General features: G+C 71.6%; 17 protein-coding genes. 2 read left to right on the top strand and 15 right to left on the bottom strand.

Going from position 1 to position 20,212, the window contains the following annotated elements:
* Positions 1 to 72: 72 nt before the first annotated feature.
* The 6 genes from BMY61_RS22680 to BMY61_RS22705 all read right to left on the bottom strand — a co-directional run bounded on the left by BMY61_RS22680 (position 73) and on the right by BMY61_RS22705 (position 11,407).
* Positions 73 to 1,536: a glutamate synthase subunit beta gene (locus BMY61_RS22680; protein WP_042453364.1), complete on the bottom strand. Its 1,464-nt coding sequence runs from the start codon at positions 1,534 to 1,536 to the stop codon at positions 73 to 75.
* Positions 1,529 to 6,043, bottom strand: a complete 4,515-nt coding sequence (gene gltB, locus BMY61_RS22685) for a glutamate synthase large subunit (RefSeq protein WP_042453476.1) — start codon at positions 6,041 to 6,043, stop codon at positions 1,529 to 1,531. The genes BMY61_RS22680 and gltB overlap by 8 nt, the downstream gene beginning before the upstream one ends.
* Before the next feature lie 642 nt (positions 6,044 to 6,685).
* Positions 6,686 to 7,408, bottom strand: coding sequence for a VIT1/CCC1 transporter family protein (locus BMY61_RS22690; protein WP_042453478.1), 723 nt, complete (start codon positions 7,406 to 7,408; stop codon positions 6,686 to 6,688).
* Positions 7,409 to 7,514: 106 nt separating this feature from the next.
* Positions 7,515 to 9,650, bottom strand: a complete 2,136-nt coding sequence (locus BMY61_RS22695) for a protein kinase domain-containing protein (protein WP_082015312.1) — start codon at positions 9,648 to 9,650, stop codon at positions 7,515 to 7,517.
* Between the two features lie 18 nt (positions 9,651 to 9,668).
* Positions 9,669 to 10,337: an ABC transporter ATP-binding protein gene (locus BMY61_RS22700; protein WP_042453367.1), complete on the bottom strand. Its 669-nt coding sequence runs from the start codon at positions 10,335 to 10,337 to the stop codon at positions 9,669 to 9,671.
* Positions 10,334 to 11,407 (bottom strand): ABC transporter permease, encoded by a 1,074-nt coding sequence (locus tag BMY61_RS22705; protein ID WP_042453369.1) that lies wholly within the window; start codon positions 11,405 to 11,407, stop codon positions 10,334 to 10,336. The genes BMY61_RS22700 and BMY61_RS22705 overlap by 4 nt, the downstream gene beginning before the upstream one ends.
* Positions 11,408 to 11,564: 157 nt before the next feature.
* Between BMY61_RS22705 and BMY61_RS22710 the strand changes: the two genes are divergently transcribed.
* On the top strand, positions 11,565 to 12,908 hold the full coding sequence (locus BMY61_RS22710; RefSeq protein ID WP_063773322.1) for a sensor histidine kinase: 1,344 nt from the start codon (positions 11,565 to 11,567) through the stop codon (positions 12,906 to 12,908).
* A complete protein-coding gene (locus BMY61_RS22715) occupies positions 12,905 to 13,549 on the top strand; it encodes a response regulator transcription factor (protein ID WP_042453371.1) in 645 nt (214 codons plus the stop codon). Before BMY61_RS22710 ends, BMY61_RS22715 begins: the two co-directional genes overlap by 4 nt.
* Positions 13,550 to 13,587: 38 nt before the next feature.
* On the opposite strand, the gene BMY61_RS22720 is transcribed toward BMY61_RS22715, so the two are convergent.
* The 9 genes from BMY61_RS22720 to BMY61_RS22760 all read right to left on the bottom strand — a co-directional run bounded on the left by BMY61_RS22720 (position 13,588) and on the right by BMY61_RS22760 (position 20,207).
* Entirely contained in the window at positions 13,588 to 14,466 is an 879-nt protein-coding gene (locus BMY61_RS22720; protein WP_042453373.1) for a DsbA family protein, read from the bottom strand.
* A gap of 29 nt (positions 14,467 to 14,495) precedes the next feature.
* Positions 14,496 to 14,951, bottom strand: coding sequence for a MauE/DoxX family redox-associated membrane protein (locus BMY61_RS22725; protein ID WP_236656328.1), 456 nt, complete (start codon positions 14,949 to 14,951; stop codon positions 14,496 to 14,498).
* A gap of 81 nt (positions 14,952 to 15,032) precedes the next feature.
* A complete protein-coding gene (locus BMY61_RS22730; RefSeq protein ID WP_052439059.1) occupies positions 15,033 to 15,899 on the bottom strand; it encodes a DsbA family protein in 867 nt (288 codons plus the stop codon).
* Positions 15,900 to 16,086: 187 nt separating this feature from the next.
* Positions 16,087 to 16,896, bottom strand: a complete 810-nt coding sequence (gene trpA, locus BMY61_RS22735; protein ID WP_042453374.1) for a tryptophan synthase subunit alpha — start codon at positions 16,894 to 16,896, stop codon at positions 16,087 to 16,089.
* A complete protein-coding gene (gene trpB, locus BMY61_RS22740) occupies positions 16,893 to 18,140 on the bottom strand; it encodes a tryptophan synthase subunit beta (RefSeq protein ID WP_042453376.1) in 1,248 nt (415 codons plus the stop codon). Before trpB ends, trpA begins: the two co-directional genes overlap by 4 nt.
* Positions 18,141 to 18,230: 90 nt before the next feature.
* Positions 18,231 to 18,413, bottom strand: a complete 183-nt coding sequence (trpM, locus tag BMY61_RS22745) for a tryptophan biosynthesis modulator TrpM (RefSeq protein ID WP_177240385.1) — start codon at positions 18,411 to 18,413, stop codon at positions 18,231 to 18,233.
* A 28-nt stretch (positions 18,414 to 18,441) separates the two neighbouring features.
* Positions 18,442 to 19,248: an indole-3-glycerol phosphate synthase TrpC gene (gene trpC, locus BMY61_RS22750; RefSeq protein WP_042453378.1), complete on the bottom strand. Its 807-nt coding sequence runs from the start codon at positions 19,246 to 19,248 to the stop codon at positions 18,442 to 18,444.
* Between the two features lie 158 nt (positions 19,249 to 19,406).
* Positions 19,407 to 19,820 carry a DUF2752 domain-containing protein gene (locus BMY61_RS22755; protein WP_042453380.1) on the bottom strand — a complete coding sequence of 138 codons (414 nt, stop codon included), beginning with the start codon at positions 19,818 to 19,820 and terminating at the stop codon, positions 19,407 to 19,409.
* 138 nt (positions 19,821 to 19,958) lie between these two features.
* Positions 19,959 to 20,207, bottom strand: a complete 249-nt coding sequence (locus BMY61_RS22760; protein ID WP_042453489.1) for an HGxxPAAW family protein — start codon at positions 20,205 to 20,207, stop codon at positions 19,959 to 19,961.
* Positions 20,208 to 20,212: the final 5 nt, after the last annotated feature.

Here is a 20,212-nt window from a genome sequence, read left to right on the forward strand (position 1 = left end):
TCTTGGTTCGCCGCGTGCGATCCGGCGCCGTTGCAGGCCACGCGGACGTTCTTGCTCGTCAGACCAGCTGCGTCACACGGTGAGCGGGCGGTCCGTCGGGCGGATCGGGGCGGGCAGCGTGGAGGCGCGGCCCGAGAGGTAGGAGTCGACCGCCTTGGCCGCACTGCGGCCTTCGGCGATGGCCCAGACGATCAGCGACTGGCCACGGCCGGCGTCACCGGCCACGAAGACGCCGTCGACGTTGGTGGCGAAGCGGCCGTCGCGGGCGACGTTGCCTCGCGCGTCCAGGTCCACACCGAGCTGCTCGACCAGGCCGTTCTTCACGTCGGTGCCCGTGAAGCCCATGGCCAGGGTGACCAGCTGGGCCGGGATGGCCCGCTCGGTGCCGGGGACCGGCTCGAAGCGGCCCTCGCTGAACACTACCTCAACCAGGTGCAGCTGCTGGACGTTGCCATCCTCGTCCCCGGTGAAGTGGGTGGTGTTGACGGAGTAGACCCGCTCACCGCCCTCCTCGTGGGCCGAGGTGACCTTGTAGACCATCGGCATGGTCGGCCAGGGCTGCCCGGTCGGGCGGTCCTCGCTCGGCTGCGGCATGATCTCCAGCTGCGTGACCGAGGCCGCACCCTGACGGTGCGCGGTGCCGACGCAGTCGGCGCCGGTGTCGCCACCGCCGATGACGACCACGTGCTTGCCGGCGGCGCTGATCGGGGAGTCGACGTAGTCACCCTCCTGGACCTTGTTGGCCAGCGGCAGGTACTCCATGGCCTGGTAGATGCCCTTGAGCTCGCGGCCGGGCGCGTTCAGGTCGCGGGCCGTGGTCGCGCCGGCGGCGACGACCACCGCGTCGAACCGCTCGCGCAGCTGACGGCCGGTGATGTCGACACCCACCTCGACACCGGTGCGGAACCGGGTGCCCTCCGCGCGCATCTGCTCGACGCGGCGGTTGACGTGGCGCTTCTCCATCTTGAACTCGGGGATGCCGTAGCGCAGCAGGCCGCCGATGCGGTCGGCGCGCTCGTACACCACGACCGTGTGCCCGGCACGGGTGAGCTGCTGGGCGGCGGCCAGGCCCGAGGGGCCGGAGCCGATGACGGCGACGGTCTTGCCGGAGAGGCGGTCCGGGATCTGCGGCGTGACGCTGCCGTTGTCCCAGGCCTTGTCGATGATGGTGACCTCGACGTTCTTGATGGTCACCGCGTCCTGGTTGATGCCCAGGACGCACGCCGACTCGCACGGGGCCGGGCAGAGGCGACCGGTGAACTCCGGGAAGTTGTTGGTCGCGTGCAGGCGCTCGCTGGCGCCCTTCCAGTCGTCGCGGAAGGCCAGGTCGTTCCACTCGGGGATGAGGTTCCCGAGCGGGCAGCCGTTGTGGCAGAACGGGATGCCGCAGTCCATGCAGCGGCCCGCCTGCTTGCTGATGATGGGCAGCAGCGAGCGCTCGACGTAGACCTCGTTCCAGTCCCGGACGCGCTCGGCGACCGGGCGGCGCTCGGCGAGCTGCTTGGGGGTGGTGAGGAAGCCCTTCGGGTCAGCCATTTGCCGCCTCCATCATCTTCCGGGTGGTCTCGGACTCGGAGAGTCCGTCTCGCTCGGCGGCGTCCTTGGCGGCGAGCACGGCCTTGTAGTCGGTGGGCATGATCTTGGAGAAGCGGGAGACGCCGCTGCCCCAGTCGGCCAGGAGCTCGGCGGCCACCGTGGAGCCGGTCTCCTCGTAGTGCTGCTGAACGGTCTCGCGCAGCCACTCGCGGTCATCTCGGTCGGGCGCCTCGATCCCGACCTGGCCGCCGTTGACGTTGGCCGGACGCAGGTCGAGGACGTAGCCGATACCGCCGGACATACCGGCCGCGAGGTTGCGGCCCGTCTCGCCGAGGATGACGACGCGGCCGCCGGTCATGTACTCCATGCCGTGGTCGCCCACGCCCTCGACGACGAGGGTGGCACCGGAGTTGCGGACGGCGAAACGCTCACCGGCCTTGCCACGCAGGTGGATCCGGCCCTTGGTGGCGCCGTAGCCGACGGTGTTGCCGGCGATCACGTGGTTCTGCGCGTCGGCGCCGATCGCGGAGGCGTCGCGGGACGGACGGACGATCACGACACCGCCGGAGAGGCCCTTGCCGACGTAGTCGTTGGCGTCGCCCTCGAGGCGGATGGTGATGCCACGCGGCACGAAGGCGCCCAGCGACTGGCCGGCGGAGCCGGTCAGGGTGATGTCGATGGTGCCCTCGGGCAGGCCCTCGCCGCGGTAACGCTTCGTCACCTCGTAGCCGAGCATGGTGCCGACGGTGCGGTTGACGTTGCGGACCGGCAACTGGATCCGGACGGCGTCGCCGCGCTCCAGGGCGTCCTCGGCCAGCGCGATGAGCTGGTTGTCGAGCGCCTTGTCCAGGCCGTGGTCCTGCACCGTGGTCTGGTGCAGGGACGAACCGGTGTCCGGGACGTGCAGCAGCGGCGCGATGTCCAGGCCGCTGGCCTTCCAGTGGTCGATCGCCTCGGTCGCGTCGATGAACTCGGCGTGGCCGACGGCCTCCTCGATGGTGCGGAAGCCCAGCTCGGCGAGGATCTCGCGGACCTCCTCCGCGATGAACTCGAAGAAGTTCACCACGAACTCCGGCTTGCCGGAGAAGCGCTCGCGCAGCACCGGGTTCTGCGTCGCGACGCCGACCGGGCAGGTGTCCAGGTGGCAGACGCGCATCATGATGCAGCCGGAGACGACGAGCGGCGCGGTCGCGAAACCGAACTCCTCGGCGCCCAGCAGCGCGGCGATGACCACGTCGCGGCCGGTCTTCAGCTGTCCGTCGGTCTGCACGACGATACGGTCGCGCAGGCCGTTGAGCAGCAGCGTCTGCTGGGTCTCGGCGAGGCCGAGCTCCCAGGGGCCACCGGCGTGCTTGAGCGAGGTGAGCGGGCTGGCGCCCGTTCCGCCGTCGTGGCCGGAGACCAGCACGACGTCCGCGTGGGCCTTGCTGACGCCCGCCGCGACCGTGCCGACGCCGACCTCGGAGACCAGCTTCACGTGGACGCGGGCGACCGGGTTGGCGTTCTTCAGGTCGTGGATGAGCTGGGCGAGGTCCTCGATGGAGTAGATGTCGTGGTGCGGCGGCGGGGAGATCAGACCGACACCGGGGGTGCTGTGCCGGGTCTTGGCCACCCACGGGTAGACCTTGTGACCGGGCAGCTGACCGCCCTCACCGGGCTTGGCGCCCTGGGCCATCTTGATCTGGATGTCGTCCGCGTTGACCAGGTACTCGCTGGTGACACCGAAGCGGCCGGAGGCGACCTGCTTGATCGCCGAGCGGCGCGCCGGGTCGTACAGGCGCTCCGGGTCCTCGCCGCCCTCACCGGTGTTGGACTTGCCACCGATCTGGTTCATGGCGATGGCGAGCGTCTCGTGGGCCTCCAGCGAGATCGAGCCGTAGGACATCGCGCCGGTCGAGAAGCGCTTGACGATCTCGCTGACCGACTCGACCTCCTCGATCGGGATCGGCCCGCGCTCGGCACCCGGCTTGAACTTGAAGAGCCCGCGCAGCGTCATGAGGCGCTCGGACTGCTCGTTCACGCGCGAGGTGTACTGCTTGAAGATGTCGTAGCGCTTGGTGCGGGTCGCGTGCTGGAGCCGGAAGACGGTCTCCGGGTCGAACAGGTGCGGCTCGCCCTCGCGGCGCCACTGGTACTCGCCGCCGATCTCCAGGCGGCGGTGCGCCGGGGAGATGCCGGAGGCCGGGTAGGCCTGGGCGTGACGGGCGCCGGTCTCCTTGGCGATCTCCTCCAGGGTGATGCCGCCGAGCTTGGTGGTGGTGCCGGCGAAGTAGCCGTCCACCAGCTCCTGGCTGAGGCCGATGGCCTCGAAGACCTGGGCGCCGCGGTAGGAGGCGACGGTGGAGATGCCCATCTTGGACATCACCTTCAGCACGCCCTTGCCCAGCGCCTTGATCAGGTTGCGGATCGCCTTCTCCGGCTCGATGCCGGAGATGAAGGTGCCCTGCGCGACCAGGTCCTCGACGGACTCCATGGCCAGGTAGGGGTTGACCGCGCCGGCGCCGTAGCCGATCAGCAGCGCGACGTGGTGCACCTCGCGCACGTCACCGGCCTCGACGATCAGGCCGACGTGGGTGCGCTGCTTGGTGCGGATCAGGTGGTGGTGCACCGCGGAGGTGAGCAGCAGCGAGGGGATCGGCGCGTGCTCGGCGTCCGAGTGGCGGTCGGAGAGCACGATCAGGCGGGCGCCGTCGGCGATCGCCGCGTCGGCCTCGGCCGCTATCTCCGCGAGGCGGGTGGCGAGCGCCGCGCCGCCGCCGGAGACCTTGTAGAGGCCGGAGAGCGTGACCGCCTTCAGGCCCGGCAGGTCGCCGTCCGCGTTGATGTGGATCAGCTTGGCCAGGTCGTCGTTGTCGATGACCGGGAACGGCACGACGACGGAACGGCAGGAGGCGGCCTCGGCGTCCAGCAGGTTGCCCTCGGGGCCCAGGTTGGAGCCGAGGGAGGTGACCAGCTCCTCGCGGATGGCGTCCAGCGGCGGGTTGGTGACCTGCGCGAACAGCTGCGTGAAGTAGTCGAAGAGCAGACGCGGCTTGGAGCTCAGCGCGGCGATCGGCGAGTCGGTGCCCATCGAGCCCAGCGCCTCGCCGCCGGTCTTGGCCATCGGCGCCAGGATGACGCGCAGCTCCTCCTCGGTGTAACCGAAGGTCTGCTGACGGCGGGTCACCGAGGCGTGGGTGTGCGCGATGTGCTCGCGCTCCGGCAGCGCGTCCAGCTTGATCGAGCCGGCGTGCAGCCACTCCGCGTAGGGGTTCTCGGCGGCCAGCGCGGACTTGATCTCCTCGTCGTCGACGATGCGGCCCTCGGCGGTGTCCACCAGGAACATCTTGCCCGGCTGCAGCCGGCCCTTGCGGACCACCTGGTCCTGCGGGATGTCCAGGACGCCGACCTCGGAGGCGAGCACGACCAGGCCGTCGGCGGTGACCCAGTAGCGGGCCGGGCGCAGGCCGTTGCGGTCGAGCACGGCGCCGATCTGGGTGCCGTCGGAGAAGGTGACGCAGGCCGGGCCGTCCCAGGGCTCGATCAGGTTCGAGTGGAACTGGTAGAAGGCGCGGCGGGCCGGGTCCATGGTGGCGTGGTTCTCCCACGCCTCCGGGATCATCATCAGCACCGCGTGCGGCAGCGTGCGGCCACCCAGGTGGAGCAGCTCCAGCACCTCGTCGAAGGAGGCGGTGTCGGAGTGGTCCGGGGTGCAGATCGGGAAGATCCGGTTCAGGTCGCCCGGGATGAGGTCGGTCGCGAGCTGGGACTCGCGGGCCGTCATCCAGTTGCGGTTGCCCTTGACGGTGTTGATCTCACCGTTGTGGGCGACGAAGCGGTAGGGGTGCGCCAGCGGCCAGCTCGGGAAGGTGTTGGTGCTGAAGCGGCTGTGCACGAGGCAGAGCGCGGAGGCGAAGGCCCGGTCCGAGAGGTCCGGGAAGAACGGCTCCAGCTGCCCGGTGGTGAGCATGCCCTTGTAGACGATCGTGCGCGAGGAGAGGGAGGGGAAGTAGACCCCGGCCTCCCGCTCGGCGCGCTTGCGCACGACGAAGGCGATCCGGTCGAGCTCGAGCTCGTTCTTCTGCCCCTCGGCGTCGGTGACGAAGAGCTGACGGAAACGCGGCATGACCGAGCGCGCGGTGGCGCCCAGCAGGTCGGGCGTGACCGGGACGTCGCGCCAGCCGAGGACCGTCAGGCCCTCCTCGGCGGCGATCGTCTCGATGGACGAGACGGCAGCCGCGTCGGCGGCGTCCTCGTCCGGCAGGAACGCGATGCCGACGGCGTAGCCACCCTGGGAGGGCAGCTCGAAGCCGGCCTCGGTGGCCTTGGCCCGCAGGAAGGCGTGCGGGATCTGAGTCAGAATGCCGGCACCGTCACCCGAGTCCGGTTCGGAGCCGGTGGCTCCGCGGTGCTCCAGGTTGCGCAGAACGGTGAGCGCCTGCTCAATGATGCGGTGCTCGGCGATTCCGCTGAGCGAGGCGACGAAGCCGACGCCACAGGCGTCGTGTTCGTTGCTGGGGTCGTACAGGCCCTGCTTGGCGGGGCGTGCGTCCGCCAGGGCGGCATAGGGCCGCGGGGCGTTGTACGCAGACGCAGGCAGCATTGGCTCTCCCGTCGTCGAGATCGGCATGGAGTCAATTCACATGCGCATCCGGGACGACGCTGGCCCTTTGCGATTGCGTGTCGTGCAGGTTACATGATGCCCGAGATTCCACTCAGTGGATTTTTCAGTCCATCATGTGGACGAGCCAGCTGCGTGCGGCCTTGGGTGAAGGCCGTGATGGGGACATCCCGTGGGGTGCCGTCCGACTCATCCCAGGGTCAGGGGTATTCGGACGTCCTCGCAAGTCTGCCCGATCGCTGCACTCGCGAAACAGGGGGTTCATGCGATTGCACTGTGTGAGTAACACCACCTGGAAACCGGCTTCTGGCTTTGGATTCCTCCCTGCGCGCACCGTTCCCGCGGGTGGGGGCCAGGGCCGACCGCGGCTCAATCCTTGGGCGGCTTACGGAGTTCGTGCCACTGGTCCCTCAATCCCTTGAGAACCATCAGCAGAACGGACGCCACGCCTCCGTATTCAAGGACGGCAATCGTCGGAACGCACTGGACGGTCAATTCACCTGCGCGTCCGCGACGACGTCGGCCCCTGATCCTGACCCGGCCACGGCACTAGCCGATGTGCCCGCCGATCAGGCCACCGAGGACGTAGGTGACGCCCGCGGCGGCGCCGCCCAGGACCAGCTGGCGCAGGCCCGAGAACCACCAGCTGCGGGCCGTCACCTTGCTGACGACCGCGCCGGCGGCGAACAGGCCGACCACGGAGATCACCAGGGCGGGCACCAGCGAGGTCGCGCCCAGCAGGTACGGCAGCAGGGGCAGCAGCGCGCCGAGCGCGAACGCCGTGAAGGAGGAGACCGCCGCCACGATCGGGGAGGGCAGGTCGTGCGGGTCGATGCCCATCTCCTCGCGGGCGTGCACCTCCAGGGCCCGCTCCGGGTCCGCGGAGAGCTGCCGGGCGACCTCGAACGCCAGCGTCGGCTCGACGCCGCGCTCGATGTAGAGCTGCGCCAGCTCGGCCAGCTCCTCCTGCGGGTTGCGCTCCAGCTCCCGGCGCTCGAGCGCCAGCTCGGCCTGGACCATCTCGCCCTGCGACGCCACCGAGGTGTACTCCCCGGCCGCCATCGAGAACGCACCGGCCGCCAGACCGGCCAGGCCGGTCAGCACGATCACGTTGTGACCGGCACTGCCGCCGACGACGCCGGACATGAGCGCGAAGTTGGACACCAGTCCGTCCATCGCCCCGAACACCGCCGGACGCAGCCAGCCGCCGGTCACGTCGCGGTGGTCGTGCTTGTAGGCCTCGGCGGTCTCGGCTATGTCCTGGGCGCTCATCGTCATCGTCGTCACGCGTAGGAAACTAACGCTCTCATCGCATCATTTCCAGCAAGGCAGGACTGCCTTACCAGCGCGCTGACCTGCAAAGTTAGGCGATGCTTGCCTAATCCGAGGGAGGCGCCAGCGCGACGACGGTGCCCCGCAGCGTTCCTGCGACCCACAGGGAGCCCACCCGGGCCGGAGCGATCTGCAGCGGGTCACCGCCGACGCCCAGGTCGGCGGCCTGCCGCGCCGCGCCGACCCACAGGAGACGGCCCGTGGCCGCGTCGACGCAGTAGACGCGGCTGTCCACGAGCACACCGCAGAAGGGGCCGCCCACGAACGCCAGCACGCTCGACGCCCCACCGGGCAGGCGCTGCCGCCACGCCACCCGGCCGGTGTCCTCCCGGAACGCGACCAGCACGCCGTCGTCGCGGGCCGCCACCACCATGCCGTCCCCGACCGCCATGGGCCCGCGGACGTGCTCCGCGAAGCTCACCGCCGTGGTCCGCCCGGTGCCCACGTCCAGCAGAGTGCCACCGACCGTCACGCCGTCGGAACCCAGGCCGGACACGAACATCTCGCTCGGGTGCGAGGCGTCCACCAGGAGATCCTGCGCCGCCCGAAGGTAGTGCTGCGAGCGCCACACGATCCGCCCGGTCGCGCGGTCGATGCCCTCCGATCCGCCGACGTTCCGCTGCGGGTCGAACTGGAGGGCGACGACCGTCGTGTCCGTCACGGCCACCGGGTTGGCCGCGATCCCGGCGGCGGGGACCTCCCACCGCTCCCGCCCCGTGCGGGGATCCACCCCGCGCACCGCCCTGGTGTCCACGACCACGACCGGCAGGCCTGCCGGGCCACCCTCCACCTGGAACAGGTCCAGGGCCGGGGTGTGCACGGTGCGATGCCATCGCACCGATCCCGACAGCGCGTCCAACCCCGTCATCTCCTCGACCACCCCGACCGAGGAGAGCGAGACCGTCACCACGACGTCACCCGCGACGGCGATGTCATCCCCACGCCCCGGGTCCAGGGGCCGTGGCACCGTCTTCACCCAGAGCAGGCGACCGGTGCGCGCATCGAGCCGGAGCACCTGCCCCTCGGCATGACAGATGACGCCGTCCTCAGGCACGGCGACACAGGTCATCGTGCGACTCTCGCTGCCGGCCGAGCCGCCGGGGATCGGCGTCTCCCACCGCGCCCAGCCCAGCCGCCCCGCGCCGGGCGTCGGCTCGACGAAAGGCCCGCTCGCGCCGCCCTTCGCGCCCCCGGTAGGGCCCGCGCCCTGAGCGGCCGACCGGGCCGAGGGGCGGTCCAGCATCAGGACACCCCCGGTCGCGGCGGCGGCGAGCAACGCCACGGCGACCCCGGCACCGAGCCACTGACGGCGGCTCGGCCGACGCCTCCAAGGCTGCTGGGCCGGCACCGTCAGGTCGCCCCGCGGCTCGGGCGAGCCCAGGACGGCGAGGATCCGCCCCGCGTCGGGCCGCCGGGCCGGGTCCTTGGCGAGGCACAGGGCGGCGAGATCGCGGACCGACTGCGGCAGGGCGTCGAGATCCGGCTCGCGGTGCACGACCTTGTAGGCGACGACGTACGGCGAATCCGAGTCGAAGGGGCCGACGCCCGTCCCCGCGAAGGCGAGGACAGCCCCGAGGGCGAACACGTCGGCGGCGGGGCCCGCCGTGCCCGGGGCCTGGAACTGCTCCGGGGCCATGTACGGAGGCGTCCCGATCATCTTTCCGGTGGTCGTGAGATGACTGCTCTGCATGCCCCGGGAGATGCCGAAGTCGATCACCTTGGGACCGTCCGGGGCCATCAGCACATTGCTCGGCTTGAGGTCGCGATGGACCACCCCGACGCGGTGGATGTCACGCAGTGCCTCGGCCAGACCGTAGGCCAGCGACCACAGCTGATCGGCCCTCAGCGGCCCATCCCGCTTCACCACCTCGGCCAGAGTGGGCGCGTCGATGAACTCCGTGGCCAACCACGGCGTCTCCGCCTCGGCGTCGGCATCGACGACGGAGGCCGTGAAGGCGCCGCTCACGGCCCGGGCCGCCGCGACCTCGCGGGCGAAACGAGCCCGGAACGCCTCGTCGGCGGCGTACTCCGGACGCACCACCTTCAACGCCACCCGGCGCCCCGTCGGGGACTCGGCCAGGTAGACGACGCCCATCCCCCCGCTGCCGATCCGGCGGTCGATCCGGAAAGCGCCGATCTCCGGCCGCTCCTCCGCCACCTGATCGTTCCCCCTTGCGATCATGGAGGAAACCCTAGCGGGTCAGCTCAGGCGCCCGTCCACCATCTCCAGGACCCGGTCCGCCGCGCTGAGTTGCGCCTTGTCGTGGGTCACCATCACCGTTGCCGTGCCGTGCTCGCGGGTGATCCCGGCCAGCAGGCCCACGATCTGCTCGCCGCGCTCGTGGTCCAGCGCGGAGGTGGGCTCGTCCACCAGCAGCACCGAAGGCTCGGCGAAGAGGGCTCGGGCTATGTTGACGCGCTGGCGTTCGCCGCCGGAGAGCTGGTGCGGGCGGCGGTGCTGCTTGCCGTCGGTGAGGCCGACGGAGGCGAGCAGCGACTGTGCGCGGGGGGCGGCCGTGCGCGGGTTCTCGCCGCGCAGGTGGGCGACGGCCTGCAGCTGCTCCAGCGCGGTGAGCGAAGCAAGCAGGTTGGACTGCTGGAAGACGATGCCGATGCGGTCCCGCCGCAGCGCGGTGCGCTGCTTGTCGTTCAGCGCCCCGGCGTCCTGACCGCCGACCAGGACGCGGCCGGAGTCAGGGGTCTGCAGCGTGGCCGCGACCGCCAGCAGACTGGACTTGCCGGAGCCGGAGGGCCCGACGACCGCGGTGAACTCGCCGGGCGCGACCTCCAGGGAAACACGGTCGAGAGCGGTCAGACGGCGGTCGCCGTCGGGGTAGGTCAGGACGACATCGGACAGGACGAGACTCATCGGTTGGCTCCCAGCGCGGTCAGCGGGTCGACGGAGGTGATGCGGCGGACCGCGAGGGCCGCGCCGGCGAGGCCCAGCAGGACCATGACGACGACGGGGACGGCGATGGTCGCGGCGCCGAGGGTGAAGGGCAGCCCCGTGCCGCCCAGCAGCGCACCGCCCAGGAAGCCGATCGCCGCGCCGGACAGCGCCCCGACCACGAGCATCGCCAGCGCCTGGGCCAGGGCGTCGCGGACCAGGTAGGCGCTGGACGCGCCCACGGCCTTGAGCACCGCGATGTCGGGCTTTCGCTGGACCGTCCACACGGTGAAGAAGGCACCGACGACCAGCGCGCTGACCGCGAAGAGGAAGCCCTGGATCATCTGCAGGCTGCCCTGCTCCGCGGAGTAGCCGTCGATGCCGGCCAGGGCGTCGGAACGCGAGACGGTGTCGGTGTTCTGCGCCTTGTCCAGCGCGGCGACGTCCGCCGAACCCGGGTCCACCGCCAGGGCGTTGGGCTCCTTGGCGCCCGTCGCCTGCGACCAGGTGTCCGGGGTGGTCCACACGCTGGCCGCGTGGGCGTAGGAGCGGTCCGTCGTGATCCCGGAGACGGTGAGCGTCTGTCCGCCGACGGAGACCTGGTCGCCGACCTTGATCCTGCTGTCGTCCGCGACCTTCTGGCCGACGGCGATCTGGCCGTTCTGCGGAGCCGTGCCGGAGACCAGGGGCGGCAGCAGATCCGCCGGGGCGCCGAAGACGGAGACGGAGGTGGCGCTGCCCGCGCCCGTCAGCCGGGACATGGCCACCCCGAGCGGCTCGACCTTGCCGATGCCGGGAGCGGACCGGAAGGCCTGCTCCTGCTGCGGGCTGATCGCGCTGTTGCTGAAGGACACCTCGGGCGCCGCGCCCTGGGGTGCGCCGAAGACGACGGACTGCGTCGGCAGCTCGGCGATCGAGGACGAGGCCGCGGAGGCGAGGCCGCCGGTGAGGCCGTACAGGAAGACCACGAGGGTGGTGATGAGCGTGACGACCGCGCCCATCAGGGCGAAGCGCCCCTTGGCGAAGCGGATGTCACGCAGGGCGACGAACACGGTGCGAACTCCTCGAAGCAGGCCGGACGAGCTGACGTCCTCCACGCTCCTTGAAAACAAGGGCCGTGCCATCGTGGAGACGATGGGTTCCGAATCAATCGAAAGGTTGATGCCCGATGGACACCGGCCCTCCCCGCCGGGACGTAGGGTCGATGGCGTGACCAGCACGCTCTCCACCCAGCACGACCCGTCGCGGATGCCCGCGCTGCGGGTCATGCGGGTCGCCCTGCACGCGATGTTCTACGTGCTGCTGGTCCTCGGCTGCATCGGCGGCGGGGCCACGGCCTGGGTGCTCGGCGCCGGGCTCGGGGCCACCTACGCCATCGGCGGGTTCTTCGCCCGCCCGGAGTCCCCCCGGCGCGACGGCCTGCTCTGGCTCGCCCTGGTCACGGTGCTCTGGGTGGCCCTGGCCGCCACTTCGCCCGGCGCCGGCTACGTGGCGTTCCCGCTCTACTTCCTCTACCTGCACCTGCTGCCGCCGCGCTGGTCGGTGCCGGCGGTCGCACTGCTCACCGGCGTCGTCATCGCGGCGCAGTCCACCACCGCCGGCGGGCTGACGGCCGCCAAGGTGATAGGGCCGTGCGCGGGCGCCGCCGTCGCGGTGCTGACGGCGTACGGCTACGCCGGGCTGTACCGGGAGAGTCGCCGCCGGCAGACCCTGATCGACGACCTGGTCCGCACCCGCGACGAGCTGGCCGAGTCCCAGCGCGAGGCCGGTCGCCTGGCCGAACGGGCCCGGCTCGCCCGCGAGATCCACGACACCCTCGCCCAGGGGCTCTCCTCCATCGTGCTGCTGGCCCGCTCCGCCGAGTCGGCACTGCCGCCGGGCGCGGAGACCGCCGCCGGGCGGGTCCGCGAGATCGGGGCCACGGCCTCGGAGAACCTCGCCGAGGCCCGCCGCTTCGTCGCCGGGCTGACGCCGCCCTCGCTCCAGGACGCCACCCTGCCGGAGGCGCTGCGCCGAGTCACCGCCGGCTGCGGCCCGGTGCCGGAGGTCGCCTTCCACCTGGACGGGGAGCCCTACCCGCTGCCGGTGGAGGCCGAGGTGGCGCTGCTGCGGCTGACGCAGGAGGCGCTGGCGAACGTGCAGCGCCACGCCCGTGCGGGGCGGGCCGCCGTCACCCTGGCCTACCTGGACGACCAGGTCACCCTCGACGTCTTCGACGACGGCGTCGGCTTCAGCCCCGAGTCGGTCGGGGCGATCGGAGCGGCCGGGGGCGCCGGTCCGGGGCGGGCGTCCCGCCCGCGCTTCGGCCTGCACGGCATGCGCGAGCGGATGGCCGAGCTCGGCGGCACGCTGACGATCGAGTCCGCCCCCGGCGAGGGCACGGCGGTCGCCGCCGCCATCCCCCTCGACGCCCCGGCCCGCCCGCCCGCGGCCACCGACCCGTCCCGGCCCGGGCGTCCCGATCCCGCCCAGGCGAATCCCGTCCAGGCGAATCCGGCCCACCCGGATCCCTCCCCGCCCGACCTCTCCCAGCCCGTGGAGCACGCCTCGTGATCACCGTCGTCCTGGTCGACGACCACCCGGTCGTCCGGCGTGGCCTGCGGGCCCTGCTGGAGGAGCTGCCCGAGCTGGAGCCCGTGGGCGAGGCCGCGGACGGCGCCGAGGCGCTGCGGCTGCTGGAGCAGTTCGCGGCCGACGGCCGGCCCCGCCCCGACGTGGTGCTGATGGATCTCCAGATGGGCGCCGGCATGAACGGCGTCGAGGCCACCCGGCGGATCACCGCACTGCCCGATCCCCCGGCGGTACTGATCCTCACCACCTACAGCACGGACGCGGACATCCTCTCCGCCGTCGAGGCCGGGGCCACGGGCTACCTGCTCAAGGACGCCCCGCCCGAGGAGCTGGCGTCGGCGATCCGTTCCGCCGCCAAGGGTGACACGGTGCTCGCCCCGCCGGTCGCGGCGCGGCTGCTGGGCCGCTCCCGGCCGGGCCGGCCGGTGCTCTCCCCGCGCGAGCTGGAGATCCTGGAGCTGCTGGCCGAGGGCCTGCCGAACCGCCAGATCTCCAAGCGCCTGTTCATCAGCGAGGCCACGGTCAAGACGCACCTGGTGCACATCTACGAGAAACTGCGCGTCGACAGCCGCACCTCCGCGATCGCCGCGGGCATGCAGACGGGGCTGATCCGCGCCCGCTGACGCGCGGGCCCGGTTCAGCCCCGTAGGGCCTGCTCAGCTCATGAGTGCGACGCGCTCGCGCCACCCGAGGCCGGCGGGTTGTTGTGGGCTGTCGGCGAGGCCAGGGCCTCGGCGCTGGCCGAGGGGATGCTCGCCAGCGGCTTGCCCTTGTTGGCGGCGTCCACCCACGCGGTGAAGTTGGCCGGGGAGATGTCCTGGCTGTTGTAGGTCGGGTAGGCGGAGGTGCCGTTGAGCAGCACCGTCGGCGTGGAGTTGTAGCCCGACTTGTCGAAGTCCGACTGCACGGCGGTGACCCAACTGCCGAACGTGTTGCCGTTCACGCAGGACTCGAACGAGGGTGAGTCCAGGCCCGGCACCTGCTTGGCCAGGCTGATCAGGATCGACTTGTCGGCCCAGGCGTCCTCCGTCTCCTGCGGCTGGTTGGCGTAGAGGACGTCGTGGTAGTTGTGGAAGAGCCCGACGTTCTGGGCGCAGGCCAGCGCGTTGGCCGCGTTCTTCGAGCCCGTGCCGCCGTCGTGGCGGTCGATGAACGAGGCGATGTGGTACTGGATCTGGATCTTGCCCTGGGCCAGCAGCTGGTTCATCGTCGTCTTCATGCCGGTCTCGAACTGCTCGCAGGCGGGGCAGCGCGGGTCCTCGTAGATGGTCACCGTGCTGGGCGCGTTGGTCGCCCCGACGGGGATCAGCAGTCGGGTGTTGCCGACGGTTCCGGCCGGTGCGTCCTTGGCCGCGTCGTAGCTGCTGGAACGGCCGTTCTGCACCACGATGCCGATCACCACGGCGGCCGCGATGACGACCAGGGCCGCGAGGATGACGGTGAGCTGCCGCTTCTTGCGGGCCGCCGCCTCCTGCTTGGCGCGTTCCTCCTGCATGCGCTCGCGCGCACTGCGCTTGCCGCCATCGTTCTTGTTGCTCATCAGGTCTTCTGTTCTGTCGGACTGTTGACTCACGCTGCCAGCCACCCGTCGAGAGAGAGGCGCGTCTTGGGGCGCCAGATCAGCCAGCCGGAGAGCAGGAGGAAGCCGCAGTCGCGCAGGATCTCCTGCCAGTAGGCGGTCTGCGAGGCGGCCACCGCGCCGCCGCCGCCGAAGCAGCCGCAGTCGATGGAGATCCCACGCGCCCACACGGACGCGATCGCGCCGATGTAGACCAGGAGCAGCACGCCCGAGATGACCGCCGCGATCCGGGTGCCGAGGCCGACCAGGAGCAGCAGCGCGAGGGCGATCTCCAGGAACGGCAGCCCGTAGCCGAAGGGCTTCACCAGCCCCTCGGGCAGGATCCGGTAGACACGCACGGCCTGGGCCGCCGCCTGCGGATCGGAGATCTTCGCGAGCCCCGCCCAGGCCCAGACGACGGCCAGGCCGAGACGTACGGCCGTGCCGATCCAGGCGACCACAGTCACCCCCCTCCCCGTTCCGGGCGATACCTCCCCGGCTTGGTCATTTGGGACCAATCCTGCCTTATGTTCCTTTAGGGGCATGCGTTATTCTCCGCGATTCGCAGCATTCTCCACAAAGCGCTGGAGCGCGGCCGGATCGTCGAGCAGCTCCGGATGCGCCCACAGGTCGACCTCAGCGCCGTTCAGCAGCATCGACGGAGTGCCGTGGTGCACCCCCGCGCTGTCGTAGAGGTGTTGGGCGGCGTCGATCCACGGCTTCCAGTAGAGCGTGCGCACCTCGGAGTCGAAGGCCGCCGACCGCAGTCCGGGGACGGTCGCGGCCAGGGCGAGCAGTCGGTCGGTGGTGAAACCGTCCACCTCCTCGGGGCCCTGATTGGCCAGGAGCAGCGCGTGGAACAGCGCGAACCCGCCGTGGGCGAGTGCACCGCGCGCCGCGTCGGCGGCCGAGACGGCGCCGGGACCGGGCAGACGTTCGTCGAGTGACGACTCGATGACGTAGTGGACGAGCAGCCGATGACGGGCGATCAGGCTGCGCAGCATCGGCCCCTGCCGCCCCTCGAACTTGGCCGTCTCGGAGCAGCGGTAGTCCTCGAAGAGGGTCATCTGCACGGGCGCGTCCGGGTATCCGACGTCGATGGTGACGCCGTCGGGGTCGAGCCTGGCCGGCAGGCCGAGGGCGACGGAGCGGTCCGGAACTCCCGCGAACACCGGGCCCGACTGCGGCTTGCCCGGCTTGGCCGGCGTGGGCGCCTTGGCCGGCGTGGGCGACTTGGCCGGAGCGGGTCTGCCGGCGGCCTGCTGATGGTGGTGCCGGCCGCTGGAGTGCTGGGTGTGGTGCGCCTGCGCCTGCGCGAGCGCCTGGTTGACGGTGGATTCGGCGGCCACCGCCACGGTGAGCGCGACGGCGGCAAGGGCGGCCCGGGCCGCCCTGCTGCGCTGGGGATTCGGCACGGGTCCTCCACGGCTGGCCTCGGACTCCCCCGGCACCTCCCCCGATCCGATCATGCGCACGGGCCGACGGTCCCCCGGCGCGCGCCACGCGACCGTTCACCGGAACGAGGGAGCGCAGACGGCAGCACGAAGGGGGCGCGGACCGAAGTCCACGCCCCCTTCGTCGACGCTCGTCGGAGACGGGTCGTCAGCGCTTGCGCACGCCCTGGGCCAGTTCGGCGGCCAGCTCGCGGACCGCGGCGTGGCCGGCCTCCTCCGAGGCGGCGTCCAGCATCCGCTGGACGAAGGCCGAGCCGACGATGACGCCGTCCGCGAAGGCGGCGACCTCGGCCGCCTGCACGGCGTCGGAGACGCCGAGGCCGACGCAGACCGGCAGCTCGGTGGTGGCACGGGTCCGCGCCACCAGGTCCTCGGCCAGCTCGCCGACCTGGGTCCGGGTGCCGGTGACGCCCATGACGGCGGCGGCGTAGACGAAGCCGGTGCCCTTGGCGGTGATGGTCGCCAACCGCTCGTCCCGACTGGACGGCGCCACCACGAAGACCGTCGCCAGGCCGTGTTCGGCCGCGGCGGCGAGCCACTCGTCCGCCTCCTCGACCGGCAGGTCCGGCAGGATGCAGCCGGCGCCGCCCGCGGCCGCCAGGTCGGCGGCGAAACGGGCCTGGCCGTAGTGGTCGACCGGGTTCCAGTAGGTCATGCAGAGCACCGGCACGGTCGGGTTTGCCGCGGTGATCGTGCGGATCGTCTCCAGCACGTCCTTGGTGCGGACCCCGCCGCGCAGCGCGATGTCGTCGGCGGTCTGGATGGTCGGACCGTCCAGCACCGGGTCGCTGTGCGGCAGACCGATCTCGACGACGTCCGCGCCGCCGTCGATCAGCGCCTGCACCGTCGGCACGGCGCCCGCGACGCTGGGGAAGCCGGCCGGGAGGTAGCCGATCAGCGCGGCGCGGTTCTCCGCCCTGGCGGCGGCGAGCGTCTGGTCCAGCAGGGCGTTCGTCACTTGGCACCGCCGGAAGCGTTGTCGGAGTCGGAAGCGTTGTCGGTGTCGAGCAGGCCGAAGTACTCGGCGGCGGTGTGCATGTCCTTGTCCCCGCGTCCGGAGAGGTTGACCAGGATGACCGCGTCCGGGCCCAGTTCGCGGCCCAGCTCCAGGGCGCCGGCCAGCGCGTGGGAGGACTCGATGGCCGGGATGATGCCCTCGGTGCGCGACAGCAGCCGCAGCGCGTTCATCGCGTCGGCATCCGTGCACGGCCGGTACTCGGCACGGCCGGTGTCCTTGAGGAAGGAGTGCTCCGGGCCGACGCCCGGGTAGTCCAGGCCGGCCGAGATCGAGTGCGACTCGATGGTCTGGCCGTCCTCGTCCTGCAGCACGTAGGTGCGCGAGCCGTGCAGCACGCCCGGGTCGCCCTTGGTCAGCGTCGCGGCGTGGCGCGGGGTCTCGACGCCCTCACCGGCCGCCTCGATGCCGATCAGCCGGACGCCCGCGTCCGGGATGAAGTCGTAGAACACGCCCATGGCGTTCGAGCCGCCGCCGACACAGGCCACGACCGCGTCCGGCAGCTTGCCGGTGCGGTCCAGCACCTGCGCGCGGGCCTCCTGGCCGATGACGCGGTGGAAGTCGCGGACCATCATCGGGAACGGGTGCGGCCCGGCCACGGTGCCGAAGAGGTAGTGCGTGGAGTCGACGTTGGCGACCCAGTCGCGGAACGCCTCGTTGATCGCGTCCTTGAGGGTCCGGCTGCCGGACGTGACCGGCACGACCTCGGCGCCGAGCATGCGCATCCGGGCGACGTTCAGCGCCTGGCGCCGGGTGTCGACCTCACCCATGTAGATGGTGCACTCCATGCCGAAGAGCGCGGCGGCGGTCGCCGTGGCGACGCCGTGCTGACCGGCGCCGGTCTCCGCGATCAGGCGGTTCTTGCCCATCCGCCGGGTGAGCAGCGCCTGACCCAGCACGTTGTTGATCTTGTGAGAGCCGGTGTGGTTGAGGTCCTCGCGCTTGAGCAGGATGCGGGCGCCGCCCGCCTCGGCCGAGAAGCGGCGGACGTCGGTGAGCGGGCTCGGGCGGCCCGTGTAGTCCTTGAGCAGGGCGTTCAGCTCGGCGGCGAATGCCGGGTCGGCCTTGGCCTTCTCGTACTCGTCGGCCACCTGCTCGACGGCGGCGACCAGCGCCTCCGGAATGAAGCGGCCACCGTACGCGCCGAAGTAACCGCGCGCGTCGGGGACGGATGTCACGTCGGACATGGGAGTTCCCTTGGGATGTGAACGGAGGTGGGCAGGCGTGCGCGAAGCCGCGCCTCCACGCCGAGCCGATCGTCCGGTGGGACCATCGTCTCAGTGGGGCGCGTTGCTCCGCATGCGCTGCCATCGCCGACCGGGAACCTGTCCGGGCTCGGCACCGATCACATACCGCACGCGACGACCCAGCACCCGCCGAGCGGGCGCACGACACCCGCGCGGCTTGCAGCCGCGCTGCAGACCGGCATAGCCGGGCTGGTGGATGGTGTCGACGGTCACGTGGGCGATCCTAGCGGACGGGAAGACGTCAGCGGCCATGCCGCAGGGCCGGGTGGGCGCCGGCGGCGACGAGGTCGGCGACGGCGGCCTTGGGGTCCTTGCCGGTGACCAGGGACTCGCCGACCAGCACCGCGTCGGCGCCCTCGTTCGCGTAGGCGATCAGGTCGTGCGGCCCGCGCACGCCGGACTCCGCGACCTTCACGATGTGCGACGGGATCGCGTGCGCCACGTTGGCGAACGTGTCGCGGTCGACCTCGAGCGTCTTCAGGTTGCGGGCGTTCACACCGATGATCCGGGCGCCGGCGTCGACCGCGCGGGCGATCTCCTCCTCGTCGTGGACCTCGACCAGCGGCGTGAGGCCGATGGACTCGGCGCGCTCGATCAACGAGACCAGGGCCTCCTGGTCCAGCGCGGCGACGATCAGCAGGGCCAGGTCCGCGCCGTACGCGCGGGCCTCCCACAGCTGGTAGGAGGTGACGATGAAGTCCTTGCGCAGGATCGGCGTGTCGACCGCCGCCCGGACGGCCTTGAGGTCCGCCAGCGAGCCGCCGAACCGGCGCTGCTCGGTGAGGACGGAGATCGCGGCCGCGCCGCCCGCCGCGTAGTCGCGGGCCAGCGCCGCGGGGTCCGCGATCGCGGCCAGCGCGCCCTTGGAGGGGCTGGAGCGCTTGACCTCGCAGATCACCGAGACACCCTCGCCGCCGAGGGCGGCCACGCCGTCCTTGGCCTCGGGCGCCTTGGCGGCGAGCTCCTTGAGCTCGTCCAGCGAGACCTGGGCCTGACGCTCGGCGAGGTCCTCACGGACTCCGGCGATGATCTCGTCGAGCACGCTCACTCGGGGCCCCCATTCGTCGGGTCGGTTGGTGGTCTCGCACAATCCGGCGTCGCTCGGATGCCTGTCTGTCGATGACCTGGATCGATGGTATCCGTCCGGCTGCGCAGAGTCTGAATCGAGCGCGCGTCCGTCTCGCCCTCCGGACGGCCCCGGGGGCCTCACGGAGCGAGAAAAGCGCCGGTGGGAAGGTTGCGCACCAGGGTGAAGAGAAGGACGAGGACGACTGCCACCACCGGCCACGGACGGCCCAGGCGGAGCGCCGGACGCGGCCTGCCGCGCAGCGCGGACAGGGCCCAGAGCATCCAGTAGGAGGCGGTGAATCCGCACAGGGCGACCACGAGCACGTTGTCGTGCAGGGCGGTGCCGAGATCGCCGCGGGTGAGCGCGTGGACGGCGCGAAGTCCGCCGCAGCCCGGACACCACCACCCGGTCAGGGCCAGGAACGGACAGACGGGGTAGTGGCCGGGCCGGTTCGGGTCGACGGCGCCGACGTAGGCCGTCGCGGCCGCACCCAGGCCGAGCAGCCCCAGCGGGAGCCGCGAGGACGCGAGAGGGTTCGGGGCAGCGGTCACGCCCCGATTCTGATACCGATCAGGCGGCGGTCCCGGAAGGACCCGCCGCCGTGTCGGAAGAACTCGGGCCGCGGCCCGTGCCGTGAGCCGAGATCCGGACCCTGAGCCGTGGACCGGCCCCTGAGCCGAGGACCGGGCTCAGGCGGAGACGCTGGTGCCGGCGGTCTCCTTGGCGGCCGCGACGGCGTGGGCGTCAGGCTTCTTGCCGAAGCCGGCGGCCGACATCGCCTTGCCGACGACCGCACCGGCAGCAGCCACGACGAGGCCGATGACGACGATGATCGGCGTCGGCACGACCATCCCGTAGGCGGCGACGCAGAAGCCGACGAAGGAGACGCCGACGCCGGTCCAGGCGGCGGTCGTGTGTCCGTGGGCGTTTGCCGACATGTACT

Origin of the sequence: Streptacidiphilus jiangxiensis (assembly GCF_900109465.1) — a bacterium.
GTDB classification, from domain to species: Bacteria; Actinomycetota; Actinomycetes; order Streptomycetales; family Streptomycetaceae; genus Streptacidiphilus; species Streptacidiphilus jiangxiensis.